13 protein-coding genes are annotated in these 15600 nt (G+C 71.9%); 4 read left to right on the forward strand and 9 right to left on the reverse strand.

Annotation, left to right across the window (positions count from 1 at the left end):
- Together ACIQGZ_RS10520 and panB are read right to left on the reverse strand one after the other, a co-directional pair.
- The coding region (locus tag ACIQGZ_RS10520; protein WP_402600763.1) for a glycoside hydrolase family 6 protein at positions 1-1487 on the reverse strand (1487 nt) is incomplete at its 3' end.
- A 666-nt stretch (positions 1488-2153) separates the two neighbouring features.
- Positions 2154-3152, reverse strand: coding sequence for a 3-methyl-2-oxobutanoate hydroxymethyltransferase (panB, locus tag ACIQGZ_RS10525; RefSeq protein ID WP_402600764.1), 999 nt, complete (start codon positions 3150-3152; stop codon positions 2154-2156).
- Between the two features lie 241 nt (positions 3153-3393).
- Between panB and ACIQGZ_RS10530 the strand changes: the two genes are divergently transcribed.
- From ACIQGZ_RS10530 to ACIQGZ_RS10545, 4 genes are all read left to right on the forward strand, one after another.
- Positions 3394-5013 (forward strand): MFS transporter, encoded by a 1620-nt coding sequence (locus ACIQGZ_RS10530; protein ID WP_402600766.1) that lies wholly within the window; start codon positions 3394-3396, stop codon positions 5011-5013.
- 23 nt (positions 5014-5036) lie between these two features.
- A complete protein-coding gene (locus ACIQGZ_RS10535; RefSeq protein WP_402600767.1) occupies positions 5037-5687 on the forward strand; it encodes a TetR/AcrR family transcriptional regulator in 651 nt (216 codons plus the stop codon).
- Between the two features lie 119 nt (positions 5688-5806).
- Positions 5807-6844 carry an endonuclease/exonuclease/phosphatase family protein gene (locus ACIQGZ_RS10540; RefSeq protein ID WP_402600768.1) on the forward strand — a complete coding sequence of 346 codons (1038 nt, stop codon included), beginning with the start codon at positions 5807-5809 and terminating at the stop codon, positions 6842-6844.
- 547 nt (positions 6845-7391) lie between these two features.
- Positions 7392-8606 (forward strand): helix-turn-helix domain-containing protein, encoded by a 1215-nt coding sequence (locus tag ACIQGZ_RS10545; protein WP_402600769.1) that lies wholly within the window; start codon positions 7392-7394, stop codon positions 8604-8606.
- A gap of 662 nt (positions 8607-9268) precedes the next feature.
- On the opposite strand, the gene ACIQGZ_RS10550 is transcribed toward ACIQGZ_RS10545, so the two are convergent.
- Genes ACIQGZ_RS10550 through ACIQGZ_RS10580 form a run of 7 tightly spaced genes read right to left on the reverse strand, consistent with a single transcriptional unit; the run spans position 9269 to position 15600 of the window.
- Complete coding sequence (locus ACIQGZ_RS10550) at positions 9269-10129, reverse strand: EamA family transporter (protein WP_402600770.1); 861 nt, start codon at positions 10127-10129, stop codon at positions 9269-9271.
- A complete protein-coding gene (locus tag ACIQGZ_RS10555; protein WP_402600771.1) occupies positions 10126-11160 on the reverse strand; it encodes a FomB family phosphonate monophosphate kinase in 1035 nt (344 codons plus the stop codon). Before ACIQGZ_RS10555 ends, ACIQGZ_RS10550 begins: the two co-directional genes overlap by 4 nt.
- A 27-nt stretch (positions 11161-11187) precedes the next feature.
- Entirely contained in the window at positions 11188-11445 is a 258-nt protein-coding gene (locus ACIQGZ_RS10560) for a phosphopantetheine-binding protein (protein WP_402600772.1), read from the reverse strand.
- Between the two features lie 32 nt (positions 11446-11477).
- Entirely contained in the window at positions 11478-12026 is a 549-nt protein-coding gene (locus ACIQGZ_RS10565) for a thiamine pyrophosphate-dependent enzyme (protein WP_402600774.1), read from the reverse strand.
- 2 nt (positions 12027-12028) lie between these two features.
- Positions 12029-12604, reverse strand: a complete 576-nt coding sequence (locus ACIQGZ_RS10570) for a thiamine pyrophosphate-binding protein (protein WP_402600776.1) — start codon at positions 12602-12604, stop codon at positions 12029-12031.
- A 37-nt stretch (positions 12605-12641) separates the two neighbouring features.
- Complete coding sequence (locus ACIQGZ_RS10575; RefSeq protein WP_402600778.1) at positions 12642-13361, reverse strand: maleylpyruvate isomerase family mycothiol-dependent enzyme; 720 nt, start codon at positions 13359-13361, stop codon at positions 12642-12644.
- The gene (locus tag ACIQGZ_RS10580) at positions 13354-15600 is read right to left on the reverse strand and encodes an FAD/NAD(P)-binding protein (RefSeq protein ID WP_402600779.1); all 2247 of its coding nucleotides are present in this window, start codon (positions 15598-15600) and stop codon (positions 13354-13356) included. Before ACIQGZ_RS10580 ends, ACIQGZ_RS10575 begins: the two co-directional genes overlap by 8 nt.

The following is a 15600-nucleotide window of genomic DNA, read 5'->3' on the forward strand; positions in this document are numbered from 1 at the left end:
ACGTTGTCGGTGGAGGCGGTCCAGGACAGCGAAACGCTGTTCGCGGTCTTGGACGGCGACGTCACATTGGTCGGAGCGGTCGGAGCGGTGGTGTCCGTGGTGCCGCCGCCGCCGCCACCGGAGACCGGCGGGTAGGCGTTGGCCAGCAGCTGCTTGAACTGCGCGGAGAACCAGTGGCCGGCGACAGGAGCGTTTGCCAGCGCGCCGGACATGCTGTTGCCGTTGCGGCCGTTGCCCGTGTAGGTCGGGTCACACATCCGGTCGAAGCCCTTGCCCTCGTCGTTCGAGATGGCAGAGCTGGAACCGTCGGACTCGCCCGGGGGCTTCGCCCACACGTAGGCGTCGATACCGGTCGCGGGAGAAGCGGTCGGCCGCTCACCCAGACCCGCACCGCTCTGGTTGCACCAGTTGCCGGCGTGGATACGCCGGTCGACGCGGCCACCGTCGATGTAGGCGTCGACCGAAGTGGTCGGGCCAGGGCCGGCCGGACGGGACGGGCCGCCCCAGCCGTTGCGCGAGGTGTCGATCAGCATGCCGATGTCGGACTTGAAGCCCGCCGAGACCAGCTGGGTGCGCAGGGCCTGGGCGAACGACAGCTCGTCGACGTAGTTGTTCCAGTCGACCCACTTGGACTGGCGCACGCTGGTGCCGTTGACGTTGTCCGTGACCTTGAAGTTGGGCTCGGTCAGGGCGCTGTAGTTGGCCGTGTTGGTGATGAAGCCGACCACGTCGTTGACGGTGGCACCGCTGCTGGTCGCGGCCTTGTAGAACTCCTGGGCGGACGGGGCCATGTTGGTGTCCCAGCCCAGCCAGCCGTGGTGCGCGGCGTCGATGTAGTTGTAGACGTTGGAGAGCGCGCCCAGCTTGTGCAGCGCGTACCCGACGCCCTTCTCGTAGTTGCCGTTCGACTTCATCGTGGCGCAGGCGTCCGTCGAACCATCGGTGCCACCAGCGTTGGTGACGATGTTCGGCAGCGAGTCGGGCTCGATGAGGTTGACGATCCGCAGGTTGGCGTAGGCCGGGTCGGCCATGATCGCCGCGATCGGGTCGATGTAGTCCGTCTCGTACTTGGCGAGGTCGTTCGGGCCGAGCTCACCGTTGGAGGCGAGCGCGGCGCAGTCACGGCCGGGCAGGTCGTAGATGACGATCTGGACCAGGGTCGCGCCCTGGGCCACAGCGGTGTCCAGGTGGGCCTTGAGGCCGCGGGCCGCAGAGGAGCCCTGGATCGCGGCGATCCGGTCCATCCAGACGAAGGTGGGCTGGTTGGAGATGGCGCTGCCGCCGTCGGCAGCGGCCAGCGCGGACCAGTCCGGGTTCACATAGACCTTGGCGCCAGCGTACGGGTTGTCCACCCGCGCGGCGGCGGCCTGAGCCTGAGTGCCGCCTGCGGCCACGGTGAGACCCGTGGCGAGCGCCAGCGCGCCCAGCGCGGCGAGACTGCGGCGAAGGCGCGAACTGTGCGCCCTGCGCGGTGGGGAGGTTGTCACATCGGCTCCTTGGGAGAGGGATGACGAGAGTCGCTGCACCGACCCGGCGGTCTGTCCCGGCGTGGCGCGCCGGGACACCGGCTGCGGGGGTGGTCGGCAGCCGGCCGGGAAGGGGTGGGGATGCCATCGGCAGATGCCGCCGGGTTGGCAGTACCGTGAGACCACTGTGGGAGCGCTTCCACGGAAGCGCCCGCCTCAGACACGGCCATACGGTGTCGAGGGTGCAAGCACCACGATGCGTGGTGGGCTGTGGAATCCACGCCGGCACATCGTGCAGTGCGGGAGTCGACGCAGCGACAGATGACATGAAGCCATCCAGCTAGGAGCATGTCAATGGTCCGCGCGACTTCACTTGTCGAACGCACTCCGGAGCTGACGGGGGCTCAGCACCCTTCGGAGGGGGACCACTGTGTGAAGTCTTGACAGGGCATGTTGTGGAGATTGACCATTGAAGCGGTTGGGAGCGCTCCCACAATCATCCCTTCAACAGAACGGGAATCCGCCACCGATGCCCGCCGTCGACCCCACCCGTGCCCGCCGGGCCCGGGACATGCGCCGGGGGCCGGCGGAGCACCGCCGGCCCCCGGGGGACCTGCTGTCAAACCCTCAGCGGAACGAACCGGACGCCTGGGGGGACGAACCGGTCTCCGAGAACGAGCCGACCCTTCAGTGGAACGAGTGCTCCGCCGCCGGGAAGGCGCCCGAGGCGACCTCCGCGCCGAAGGCGCGGGCGGCGCTGCCGAGCACCTCGCGCAGGTCGGCGTACTGCTTGACGAACTTCGGCACCCGCCCGGCGGTCATCCCCGCCATGTCCGTCCACACCAGCACCTGGGCGTCGCAGCCCGCGCCCGCGCCGATGCCCACCGTCGGGATCGCCAGCGCGGCCGTCAGCTGAGCGGCGAGTTCGGCCGGAGCGGCCTCCACCACCACCGCGAACGCCCCGGCCGCCTGCACCGCCTTGGCGTCGCGCAGCATCCGGTCGGCGGCCTCCTCGCCCCGGCCCTGCACCGGGTAGCCGCCCAGCGCCAGCACCGACTGCGGGGTCAGGCCGATGTGCGCCACCACCGGGATGCCGGCCTGCACCAGCAGCTCGATGGCCGGTGCGCTGCGCTCGCCGCCCTCCAGCTTCACCGCCCCGACCCCGGCCTCCTTGAGCAGCCGGACGGCGTTGTGCAGCGCCTGTGCGGGTGACTCCTGGAAGGCGCCGAACGGCAGATCAGCGACGATCATGGCGTGCTGGGTGCCGCGCACCACGGCGGCGGCCATCATGACCATCTGGTCCATGGTGACCGGCACGGTGGAGTCGTAGCCGAGGTGGCAGTTGCCGGACGAGTCCCCGACCAGCAGGACGGGGATGCCGGCCTCGTCGAACACGCCGGCGGTGAGGGCGTCGTACGCGGTGAGCATCGGCCACCGCTCGCCGCGCTGCTTGGCGGCGGCGATGTCCCGGACCGTCACCCGGCGGCTGCGGGTGCCCCCGTAGAGGGTGGCGGCCGGCCGCTCGGTGGCGGGGGTCTGCCCCGGTGCCGTGCCGCCGGAGGCCGTCCGGCCGTCAGGGGGCGTCTGGCCGTCAGGGGGCGTCTGGCCGTCGGACGGCGTCTGCCCGGCGGGGGGCGTCTGGCCCTCGGACGGCGTCTGGGCAGGCTGAAGCGGAGAAGCGTTCATCGAACAGGCTCCTATGAAATGGAAGTCTCGTGGCGCCCCTGAGGGCGTCCCCGGATCTGCTCCCATGCTCGCACGGCGCCCGCGACGCGCAAAGGGGCGGGTGTGCGACGGGCCGCTGCGATACCGGTCACACCGATTTTTGCCAGGCCGTTACAATACGAGACTGTTCCGTATCGAAAGTCGGCTACCGTGGTGAGTCGAACGGGTCCGGTGCGGACCCATGACAATCGACGGGATCACCATGTCCACCACAGCCTCAACCGGGCCCGCCGCCGCGCCGCGCCGGGTGCCCGAGACGGTCCACCGCCGCCGCTGGGCGATCCTCGGGGTGCTGCTCTTCGCCCTGCTGGTCGTCGTCCTCGACAACTCGATCCTCAACGTGGCGATGAAGACCATTGCCAGCCCGGCCCCGGTCGGCCTCGGCGCCGGTCAGAGCGACCTGGAATGGGCGATCAACTCCTACACCCTGGTCTTCGCCGGACTGCTGTTCACCGCCGGGCTCCTCGGTGACCGGCTCGGCCGCAAGAAGACCCTGCTGGCCGGCATGGCGGTCTTCGGCACCGGCTCGCTGCTCTCCGCGCTGGCCGGCTCGCCCGGCCAGCTGATCGCCTTCCGCGCGGTGATGGGCCTCGGCGGCGCCTTTGTGATGCCCGCCACCCTGGCGATCATCATGAACGTCTTCGAACGCCGGGAGCAGCCCAAGGCGATAGGGATCTGGGCCGGCGCCGTCGGCCTCGGCATCGCCATCGGCCCGATCACCGGCGGCCTGCTGCTCCAGCACTTCTGGTGGGGCTCGGTCTTCCTGGTCAACCTGCCCATCGTGGTGGTCGCCCTGATCGGCATGGTGTGGCTGGTGCCGGACTCCCGCGACCCCAACCCCGGCAAGCTGGACCCGGTGGGCGTGCTGCTCTCCGTCATCGGCCTGGTGCTGCTGATCTACGGCATCATCAAGGGCGGCCAGCTCGCGGACTTCACCGATCCCGCCGCCTGGGGCCCGGTCGCGGGCGGCCTGGCGGTCCTGGCCGGCTTCGTGGCGTACGAGCGGCGTACCGCGCACCCGGCACTCGACGTCACCTGGTTCCGCAACCCGCGCTTCTCCGCCTCGGTGATCGTCATCGGGCTGGTCTTCTTCGCCCTGATGGGCGTCACCTTCTTCTCCGCCTTCTACCTGCAGAGCGTGCGCGGCTACAGCGCGCTCCAGGCGGGCGCCCTGCTGCTGCCGCTGGCCGTCGCGCAGATGGCCTTCGCACCGCGCGCCCGGCTGGTGGTGGACCGGTTCGGCGTCCGCGCCACCTGCACCGGCGGCATGGCCCTGGTGGGGCTGGCGTTCCTCGGCTACCTGCTGCTGGGCGTCGACACCCCGATCTGGGTGATGGAGGTGGTCGGGCTGGCGATGGGCACCGGACTGGCCCATGTGATGCCGCCGGTCACCGTCACCATCATGTCGGCGCTGCCGCGTGAGAAGGCCGGGTCCGGCTCCGCGCTCAACAACACCTTCCGCCAGGTGGGCGGCTCGCTCGGGGTGGCGATCCTCGGCGCGCTGCTGTCCGCCGTCTACCGCAACGGCGTCTCGGACAAGCTGGCGACGCTGCCCCCCGCCCTGCGTACCACCGCCGGGGAGTCCATCGAGGCCACGCTCGGCGTCGCCCAGCGGCTCGGGCCGCGCGGCGCCGGCCTGGTCGACCCGGCCAAGGTGTCCTTCGTCCACGCCATGCACATCGTCTCCGGCGTCTCCGCCGGGGTCACCCTGCTCGGCGCGCTGGTGGCCCTGCTCTTCCTGCCCGGCCGACTGCCCGCCCCGGGCACGGACGGACCCGCCGCCGCGCGGGAGCCCGCAGCGGCCCCGGCAGGGCGCCCCTGACCGAAGTCAGGGAGAATCCGGTCATGGACAGCAGTACGGCCCCGGCCCGGGACGGGCGGCCCGACGGCACCGAGTACGGCACTCCCCGGCGCGGCCGACCGCGCAGCGAGGCCGTCGACCAGGCGATCATGGACGCCGTCGAGCGCCTGATGGCGGGCGGCAGCAGCCTGGCGGAGCTCTCCATGGAGGGGGTCGCCCAGGCGGCCGGGGTCGGCAAGGCCACCGTCTACCGGCGGTGGCCCAACAAGGAGGCACTGCTGATCGACGTCGTACGCCGGCTGGAGGAGCCCGAGCCGGAGCTCGCGGGGGAGTCGGCCCGCGACGACCTGGTGGCGCTGCTGGACTTCCTGCGCCGCCGGGGGCTGGCCAAGCGCTCCCGCTGGATCCTCAAGGCGGCGCTGAGCCAGATGGGCTCGCTGCCCGCCCTCCAGTCGCTCTACCAGGAGCGGGTGGTGCGGCGCCGCCAGGAACTGGCCCGCGAGGTGGTGCGGCGCGGGGTGGCCAGCGGAGAGTTCCGCTCGGACGTCGACCTGGACCTGCTGGTCGAGATCCTGGTGGCGCCGATGCTGGTCCGCAGCGTGCTCTGGCAGGACGCGCCGCTGGACGACCCCCGGCTCAGCGAGCTGATGGTGGACACCGCGATGCAGGGGGTGGCGGCGCCCGCCGCAGGCTGAGGACGGGATTCCGGTACCGGTGCGCCGGAACCTCTGCCGCCGGCCACACGTCTGTCCCGGCATACGCTGACCCGGGAAGCGGCACGGGCACAGGCATCCAGCACGAGGGATCACGGCACATGGCACAGGCGGCGAGGGCGTGGGCACGGTCGGGCGGCGAACGGCCGGACGGCCCGCGCCCCCGGCCCCGACGGCTGCCCGGACTGCGCCGCTGGGGCCGGGACGACCGCGGCCGCTCCAGCTGGCGGCGCGGCTGGGTGCCGGCGGTGCTCGCCCTGCTGGTCGCGCTGCTGATGGCGCTGCACGCCGACGTACCCAACCGGATCGGCAACCTCGGCAGCCTGCTGGAGACCTTCCTGCCCTGGGTCGGCCTCGCCGTCCCCGTCCTGCTGGTCTGGGCCCTGCTGCGCCGCTCGGCCACCGCCCTGGCCGCCCTGCTGCTGCCGGTACTGCTCTGGGGGCACCTCTTCGGCGGCCTGCTGCTCGACCGCAGCACCGGCGGCGGCGACCTCACCGTCCTCAGCCACAACGTCAACGCCGAGAACACCGACCCGGTGGGCACCGCGCGGGCGCTGATCGCCTCCGGCGCGGACGTGGTGGCCCTGGAGGAGCTGACCTCCAGCGCGCTCCCGGTGTACGAGAAGGCACTGGCCGGCACCTACCCGTACCGCGCCGTCAAGGGCACCGTCGCCCTCTGGTCCCGCTACCCGGTCAAGGGCACCCGGGCCGTCGACATCAAGATCGGCTGGACCAGGGCGCTGCGCACCGAGGTGGACACCCCGCACGGGGAACTGGCCGTGTACGTGGCACACCTGCCATCCGTACGGGTGAAGTTCGACGCTGGCTTCACCGCGGACCAGCGGGACAAGAGCGCGCAGGCGCTGGGCGACGCGATCGCGGCGGAGCCGCTGCGGCGGGTGGTGCTGCTGGGCGACCTCAACGGGACCATGAACGACCGCAGCCTGGCCGACATCACCTCGCAGCTGCGCTCCGCCCAGGGCGCGGCGGGCGACGGCATCGGCTTCAGCTGGCCGGCGTCCTTCCCGATGGCCCGGATCGACCAGATCATGACCAAGGGCGTCACCCCCACCCGCTCCTGGGTCCTCCCCGCCACCGCCAGCGACCACCTCCCCGTCGCGGCCCGCATCCGACTCTGACCGCCCCGCCGCGCGCCTGCGGGGATGGTCCCCTTGTCATCTGTCAGGGCACGGGTGCTTCCCGCGTGTGGGGGCGGGGGCGATTCGGTGGCCGCTGTCCGGGCCCCGGGCGGTGGGCCGCGTTCCGGTGCTTAATTGGGGGCGCGGAAGGTGAGGGCGAAGTTCCGCATCCTCTCGCGGCGTGACCCGGCAATCACCCGCAGAGAGAATTCCGGGCCGGAGTCGGCAGGCCCGCCGCCGCCCGCCCGGGGCGGCCCCGCTCGCCGGTCGCTTGGCTTGCCTAGATCCAAGACAACATGCTTGACTGGATTGCCAACCTTATGCTGGATCGATTGAGCCCAGGGGCGATCCACTTGACAAAGGTAGTCGCCGGACTTTCCTTCGCCTCAGGACACCCTCCTGACCTGCCCGAACGGGTCTGCGGTGCTGGGCCGCAGGTCCCTTCGTGGGCAAGGGGCCCGGCTGTCGGCTGTCATGTCCGCTCGGCTTCCGGCGGGAAAAACCTCAGCTCCACCCTTAATTCACCCTGGCTTTGAAATCATTCGGGATGATTGCCATTCTTGACCAACCGCAGTTCGGCTGGCGGCTTCGCGCACTACGGCTGGGACGTGGTCTGTCGCAAGCGGACCTGTGCGGCCCGCAGATGTCCACGAGCTATCTGTCGCGCCTGGAGTCCGGGACGCGTCCCCCCACCGTGAAGGCCGTCGAGTACCTGGCCGAGAAATTGGATGTGACGGTCGCGGCCTTCCAGGAGCCCGCGCCGGGCTCCCTGGACGAGGCGCTGGCGCGGGCCGTCTCGGCCGAGGACCAGGCCGAGGCCGCCGGGCCGCTGGGCGCGGCGGGGACCGACGCGGCCTCGGGCAGTCCCCTGCTCCGCTGGTCGGCGCTCTGGACGCTGGCGCGTATCAGCCGCGAACTCGGACGGCGGGCGGAGGAGGCGGACGCGCTGGCCGGCTTGGCGAAGCTGAGCGCCGACATCGGCATCCCGGACCTTCGGGTCCGGACGCTCACGGCGCTGTCCCGATGTCAGCGCATGAGCGGCGAGGCCGCTTCCGCCCGGACGAACGCCAGCGAGGCGTTCGCCCTGGCCAGTGAGCACAAGGTCCCGCTCGGGGACCGGGTCCGCGCCCTGCTCGCGCTGGTCGCGGCCGAGACGGAGGTCGGCGTCCTCGCCGACGCCCGCACGCACTCGGACGAACTGGAGGTACTGGTCGAGGACATCCCCGGCAAGCTGCCCGTCCTGGCGCTGTGGACCGCGGCCACGGTACGGGTCCGGCAAGGGGACCATGTCGCCGCGCAGTCGTTGCTCGAACGGGCGCTCGACCGACTGGACAGCCAGCAGGACGTCGTCCTCTGGATGCGGCTGCGCCTCGCCGCGGCCTCGCTCTACCTCCAGATGGTGCCCCGCCGGGGCGAGAAGGCGGAGGGGTGCCTGGCCGAGGCCGAGCCCGCGCTCCGCCTGGTCGGGACCTCGCAGCAGCGGCAGGAGTTTCTGCTCCTCAAGGCCCAACTGGCCCTGCACCAGCGCGATCCGGCCGAGGCGCAGAGCCTCTACGAGCAGGTCGACGGCGCCCGGGACGAGCTGAACTTCCGCGACCTGGTCCGGCTGAAGGTGCTGGACTGCCAGCTGCGCATCCATGCCGGGCACCGGGACCCGGGAGTCCGCGACATGGAGGAACTCGCCAAGCAGGCGCAGGACAGCGGCAATGTCGACCTCGCGGCCGAGGTCTGGCGCTGTCTCGCCGAGGCGCTCGCCCGGTGAAGCCCCCGGGCCCGCCGCCGACGCGCCGCCGACCGCCGGACCGGGGGCTGTCACCGGACCGAGCGCCGCAGCGGTGGCGCGTCGGGCGTCGGCGGGGCGGTCAGGGCCAGTCGATCTCCCGCCTGTCGGCGGTGGCCCGGCCGGTCGGCTCGGGCCGACCGTGGGAGGCCGGTCCGAGCGGTATGAGGACGGCGATGCCGGTGAGCTTCGTCTTCATGGAGTGGATTGATTCCCCGTGTGTAGGCATGAGGGCCGCTGCGGCCGACCGGTAACCGCGTCCGGCCGCTGAGCCGGCCCTCCTGATGTGTCGCAGCGCCGTGGTCGCGGTATGACGCGGGCCGACCCGGCTCCGGAACGGGCACCGCTGCGGCCCGCGCGGCGCGCGGCCGCCCGATGGGGGTGGGGGAGGGGCCGGGGCCGGATCTGCGGGCGCGGGGTACGGCCCCCATCACGGCCTGCGGCGGGTCGGCCATACGGTCCCTCACAGCCCCTGGGCCTCCGGTGCGGTCGACGGCGACTACGGGGGAGGGTATCGCAGAAACCGAATGGAGCACAGGTTGTCTCTGACTGAAACAACACAAAAACTTGCGTAATGACGTGTGATTAGTCATCGATCATGGGATATCGATGACTTCCGGGTCGGGGCGGGGCAGCGCCCGGTCTCACCGCACCCCGAGCATCAGCATGATGCCGACCAGCATCAGACCGGCCGCGACCAGGCGCGGACCGCCGAAGGGCTCCTTGAAGAACACCTTTGCGATGATCGCGCCCACCAGGATGCTCGACTCGCGCAGCAGGGCCACCGGTGCGAGCTGCGCGCGGGTCTGGGACCACAGCACCAGGCCGTACGCGACGACGGACAGGCAGCCGCCGGCCCAGCCGCGAGCCAGGCTCGGCCTGATCCGGCCGACGAGCCCGCCGCGTCTCATGACCAGGGCCCAGCCGGGGATCGAAGCGCCGTCCAGCAGCATCAGCCAGCCCACGTACCCGAGGAATCCGTCCCCCGGCCCGCAGGCGCGCACGCCCACGCCGTCCACGACGGTGTAGGCCGCGATGGCGAGCCCGGTGGTGACGGCCGCGGCGACGGCCCACCCGTGGGGGCGGGCCGACTCCCCCCGGACGCCCCACAGCGCCAGCCCCACCAGGCCGGCGGCGGCCAGGGCGGCCCCGAGCGCGCTCCAGCCGTGCAGCCGCTCGTTCAGGAAGAGCATCGCGAAGACGGTGACGACGATGGGGCCGGTGCCGCGCGCGATCGGATACATCTTCCCGAAGTCACCGAGCCGGAAGGACCGGATCAGCACCAGCTGGTAGCCGATGTGCACCAGGACCGACGCGCCCAGATACGGCCAGGCACCCACCGGCGGCAGCGGGGCGAACAGGACCAGGACCAGCCCGCAGGCCGCCCGGCCGGTGCCGACCAGCGTCAGTGCCGCGAGCTCGTCCTTGATGCTGTGGGTGAGCGCGTTCCAGCTCGCGTGGGTGACGGCCGCGAGCAGCACCACCAGGGCGACGACCAGCGTCACCCGGTCGGCCCGAGGGCGTCCGCCCGCGCGTCCACGCCGAGCTCCGCCAGCACCGGCTCCCGTTCGGCCGGGTCGAGCATGTCGACGTTCGCCCGAAGGCACCGCGCGCCGGACACCAGGGCTGACAGCTGCTCCTTCATGGCCCGCAGCCCGCCGGTGAACTTCTCGACGTCACCTCCGACATGGGCCATCAGGTCGTCCTTCAGCCCGTAGGTGGTGACGGCGAAGGCGAACTGCTCCAGGAACAGCTCCGCCCGGTCCGCCGGTATCTCCTCGAACCCGTGCCGCCCGCCCGCCCGGTAGTCGGTGATGACGATGTTGCGTACCGGCCCGGAGTCGACCGGTGCACCGGGGAAGACCAGCTCGGGGCCGGCCAGGAAGTCCCCGCCCTCCAGATGCGCGACCAGGTGGTTGCGCTCGATCAGGCCGTCGAAGAGCGGGTCCCGCCGGACCCGTACGGCCGACGGGACCCCGTGCGCCACCCCGTCGCGCACCAGCAGGTGGGTGTTGCTGAGGAACCGGGCCCCGTGGGCGCACGCCTGGGTCAGGAAGACCGTCTTGCCGCCGCCGTTGGGGCCGACCAGCAGGGTGGCCGACCCGTCGGCGGAGGTGAAGCCGCCGGCCTTCAGATGCAGGTAGCCGCAGTCGACCGCGAAGTCGGTCAGGATGCGCTTGACGAAGTACGGCCAGACGGTGCGCTCCAGCCGGCGGCCGAAGACGTACGACCGGTTGCCCTCGGTGATGAGGTAGGCGGGGTCACCGAAGATGTGGTTCAGGTAGTAGCCGGACCTGAACCGCTTCGCCCGCAGCGTCCGGTCGGAGCGCTCCCGCAGCTCCGCCGTGTCGAAGCTGTCGCGGTCCAGGTCCACACAGTGGATCTCGTGGTCCACGGCCGCCCGGTCCGGGGCCTCCCGCGAGAAGTACGCGTAGGCGTCGAACTCCTCGCGGTTGCTGGTGATGAGGACCTTCACCAGGTTGAGGTCGACTGTCCTGGAGGAGCGCACGGGGAGGCTGCGCAGATCGAGCGGCATGGTCGAGTCCCTCGGCTGTGAGATCCGCTATCCGGTGATGGCGAGGACGGCCTCGGAGATGCTCCGCACCGTCGTGAAGGTGTCCCGGCGCAGCATCTCGTCGGGGAACTCGATGGCGAACTCGTCCTCCAGCCCGACCATCAGGGAGACGCCCCGCAGCGAGTCCAGTCCGGAGGCCCACAGATCCGTGTCGGGTCCGATGCCCGGGTCGCCCGGGGCGATTCCCAGGACCGGGAGCAGTACCCCCAGGACGCGTGACTCCACGGTCGGCGCGGTGTCGGCCATGTCGGATGCTCCTTTCGCTGCTGCCGAGCCGGTCATGCGGTCGCCGCCGCGCGGAACCGGGCCACCAGTTGCTGCGGGGTCGGCTCCACGCGCCTGCCCGCGCCCGCCCCCCGCCGGGCGCACCGCACATGCAGCAGCGTCGGCCCGTCCGGGGCGCACTCGGCCGCGCGCAGTTCCTCCAGCGTGGCGACGCAGTGGGCGGCGGCGTACCCGGCGGCGAGCGCCAGCCCCGCCGGGTCACCGATGTGCACCGGCCGCTGGCCCCCGGTGCTCTCGTGCGCACCGTTGTCCAGCACCACATGGACGAGCGCGGGGCGGTGCTCCGCGATCATCGGCAGCACGCTCAGGTTCATCGCGAACGACCCGTCGCCGTCCAGGACCACGACATACCGGTCCGGTCGCGCCAGGGCGACGCCGAGGCCGACCGGGGCGGCCATGCCCATGGAGCCGACCAGGTAGAAGTTCTCCGGGCGGTCCGCGGTGTTGTAGAGGTCGCGGGTGATGAAGCCGCAGGTCGACACGGTGAGCGAGTCCGGGAACCTCCGGACCGTCTCAGCGATGGCTTCCCTGATTCCGAGCACCGTCAGACTCCGTCCTTCACGATGAGCACCGAGGTGAAGCGGCCGCCCTCGGCGTCGGCCAGCACCTTCTCCACCGAGGCGCGGGGCTCGGCCGGGTCCAGGACGGTGTGGCGCAGGCCGAAGACGTCGAGGAGGTTGGTCAGCTCCCGTCCGATGACGTCGTGCTCGACCGCGTCGTTCCCGTCGTGGCCACGCCAGCTGACGACCAGGGGGACGTGGATGTCGTAGATCAGGTTGAGTGAGGTGATGACGTTCAGGCAGTACCCCAGGCCGGAGTTCTGCATCAGGACGACCGGCCTGGCCCCCGCTGCCGCGAGGCCGGCGGCCACTCCGACCGCGGAGTCCTCGCGGGGCGCGGGCAGATAGCCGAAGCTGCCGGCGAGCTCCGGCCCGGGGTCCTCCAGAATCCTGAAGACCCCCTTGAGCAGTGAGCAGGGCACTCCGGTGAAGTGCGTGTGCCCGAGGTCGACGAAGGCCCGGACGAGAAGCTGGGCCGTGGTGGGCCCGTGCTCCGCCGGCGCCGCGTCGGGCGGGCCGGAGACGGTCCGCCGGTCGGATGTGCTCTGCCCCGTTGTCATGGCCCGCTCTCTGCTCGAAGGGGTGTCAGGGACTGGCCTACGGCCAGGCGTTCAGCTCCGGAAGGTCGGCTCCGCCGTCGGCGCGCGGCGCGGCGGCGTACGGGCGCCCGCTGATCCAGGCGGCCAGCGAGCGCAGGTCGCCCCGGACGGTGACGGGCGCTCCGGTGCCGTGCTGCCACTGCTCGCCGGTGTCCTCGGCGATCAGGGTCACGGCGGTCTCCTCGGACAGGCGCGGCTGGAGGAAGGCCACCACATGGGAGGAGAGCGCGGGGCTCCACTCCTCGGACCGGTAGCCGACGGCGAGGTCGACCGAGTGCAGCGCCGACTCCCGCCACCACGCCAGCTGGGTGGCCTCCAACGTGGAGTTGCGGTAGGCGCAGGGGCGGTCCCAGTCCTGCGGCGACAGCGCCGACCAGGACTTGTCCAGCGCGGTGAGACCGGCTTCCAGCTGCGCCCGCAGCCAGTCGACCGGGCGGCCGTGATTGGCCTCGATCGACTTGTCCCGGGTGGGCCGACCGCCGTCGTAGACCTCGATGGTCCGCCCCTCCAGGGCGTAGCGCGCCTGCCGCGCGAACGCCTGGGAGAGGTCCGCGAGGTGGATCAGCACATGGCCCCGGGTCCACCCGGGCAGCTCGATCGGCTCACGCGCCTGCTGCTCGGTGATCTGCGCCACGGCCGTCCGGAGCCGCTGGTGGGCCGCGCCGATCTCCCGCAGCCGCGCCTGGATCTGCTGGGCGTCCGAGTCGCCGCTACTCATACGACATGCCTCCGCTGGTGGTGAATTGGGGGGACGGGGACGAGCCCCGAAGTATGAAATCATGTATCCAGCACAGGATGTCCCGGATCACGTGGTGGTCCTTGTTCGGCCGCAGCGCCCCGATCTGGTGGTACATCACACCTTCGCTGGGCGGGCCGAGGACGGTGATCCGGCGCTCGACGGCGCCGTCCGCGCGCACCGGGTGGAAGTCCCGGGTGAGGTCCAGACCCCCGGGGACGAAGTCCGGTTCGCCGAGGCCCGGGTTGGCCCACTTGCGTACCAGCCCGCGCCGCAGCAGGTTGGGGTAGACCGCCATCATGTCGCGCTCGGCGTCGAAGGAGTGGACCCGGGCGTCGACCAGCACGTCGACCAGCCGCTCGGTGCCGAGCGACCCGCTGATCCGGAACCGGCCGCGCTCCTCGTCGCCGTCCACCCGGGCGTCCGGCCCGACCGAGATGTCGACGATACCGGCCTTGATCAGCGCGGTGACCTTCTCCATCGCCTCGCGGGAGGCGCCCTGGCAGAGGCGGTTGTGGTGGGGGGTGTAGACCCCCAGGAACGTCCGGTGCGACCCGGCCCGCAGCCCGCCGAAGTCGACCGCCTCGATGACCACCCCGCGCAGGTCGCGCCAGGCGGCGTCGGCGGCGGCCTTGGCGGGGTTGCGCAGGTTCCCCTGGGCCGCCCAGCGGATGTCGACGTCGAGGAAGTCGAGGAACGCCTCCTGGTACTCGGCGGCGGTCCGGTACGCGCTGCGGGGCAGCGGATTGATCGTCCGCTCCCAGGAGAAGCGGTGCTCCGCCGCGCGGCGCGCATGGCGCCACGGCGAGGTGGCGGCCGCGACCGCCGCCGCGAACCGCGCCGGGTCGCCCGCCGTGGCGAGCAGCTCCCCGGCCCGGTCGGCGCCGTACACGACGGTGAGGAAGGAGCGGACCGCGGAGTCGACGGGCGGCTCCCCCGACCCGCCCGGCCCTTGGGCGCCCCCGCCCGCCAGGACCCGGTCCACCTCGGCGGCCACGCGCTGGGCCAGCCCCTCCACCGGGGCGGTCAGCAGGTCGCGGGCGCTCTGCCAGTCGGGGAAGGAGTCCGCGTCGGCGAGGAACTTCTCGTACGCCGGGCGCGCGCCACGGATCGCCAGCTCGCGGAAGTCGGCGCCGAACAGGGTGCTGTAGTAGATGAGCGACATCTCCAGCAGCACCAGCGGCAGCACATGCGCCTCGAAGTCGAGCTGGCGCTGCTCCACCCCGCTGATCAGGTTCGGCCGGCCGACCGTGCGGCGCAGCTCCCGCACCGCCTGGACGGTCAGGAACGGCCCCCGGTACTCCAGGGCGGCGATGTCCCGCTCCTTGTCGTTGTAGGGGCGGGCGAAGGTGAACAGGCCGGTCCGGCTGAAGGGCACGATCGCGTCCGGTTCGGCACCGCAGCGGCGGTAGGACATCCGCCCGTCGCCGTCCCGCTCGAAGACGCCGCCACGGCCCTCGGTCAGATAGAGGATGACGTCGATGCCGGTGAGGCCCATGCCCAGGCAGCCGACGGTGGTGCCGGGGCCGGTCTGCTCCGGCGGGAGCGACTTCTCCAGCGGGTAGGCGTTGGGGACCAGGCGGACCGGGTGCCGCTCGGTGAAGCGGGCCCAGGCGACCTGGTGGGGGTTGAGCTCCGGGCGGTTGGCGGAGTGGCCGGTGAGCATGAGCACGTAGTCGGCCTCGAAGGGCGCCGCGCCGTCGGCGGTGCGCACCGCGAGCCGGTCGCCCCGCTCCTCGATGTCCACCACCTCGGCCGTGCGCAGCGTCACGGTGACCTCGTCGATCCCGGCCAGGATGTCCCGGTAGCGGGCGAACTGGTCCTGGAGCGCCAGGCCGTGCACATAGCGCTTCGGCCAGTCCTCCGCGACGACGTCGAAGGTGCGGTCGCCGGTCGCCTCGTACCTGGCCCGGCACCATTCCAGCAGGGTCGGCCGCTCGTCGGCGGCGAGCAGCGGACCCGCGTCGACGACGCTCTCGTCCGCGGCGAAGGCGACCTGGCCGACGATGCGGTTCAGGTAGCTGGTCCTGGTCTGCCCCGGGCTGTGGACCTGGCCGGACCCGAACTCGCCCGACAGGTCGTAGACCACGATGTCCAGCGGGCTCTCGGTGCCCTGCTCGCGGACCAGCGCCGCCAGCCGTTCGAGGACGTAGGTGCAGGTCGGTCCGCCGCCGACGATCGCCAGGTGGATCGCGTGCGGCTGCTCGGAGTGCTCGGGCAT

This window comes from Streptomyces sp. NPDC092296 (genome assembly GCF_044755465.1).
Classification (GTDB): Bacteria; Actinomycetota; Actinomycetes; order Streptomycetales; family Streptomycetaceae; genus Peterkaempfera.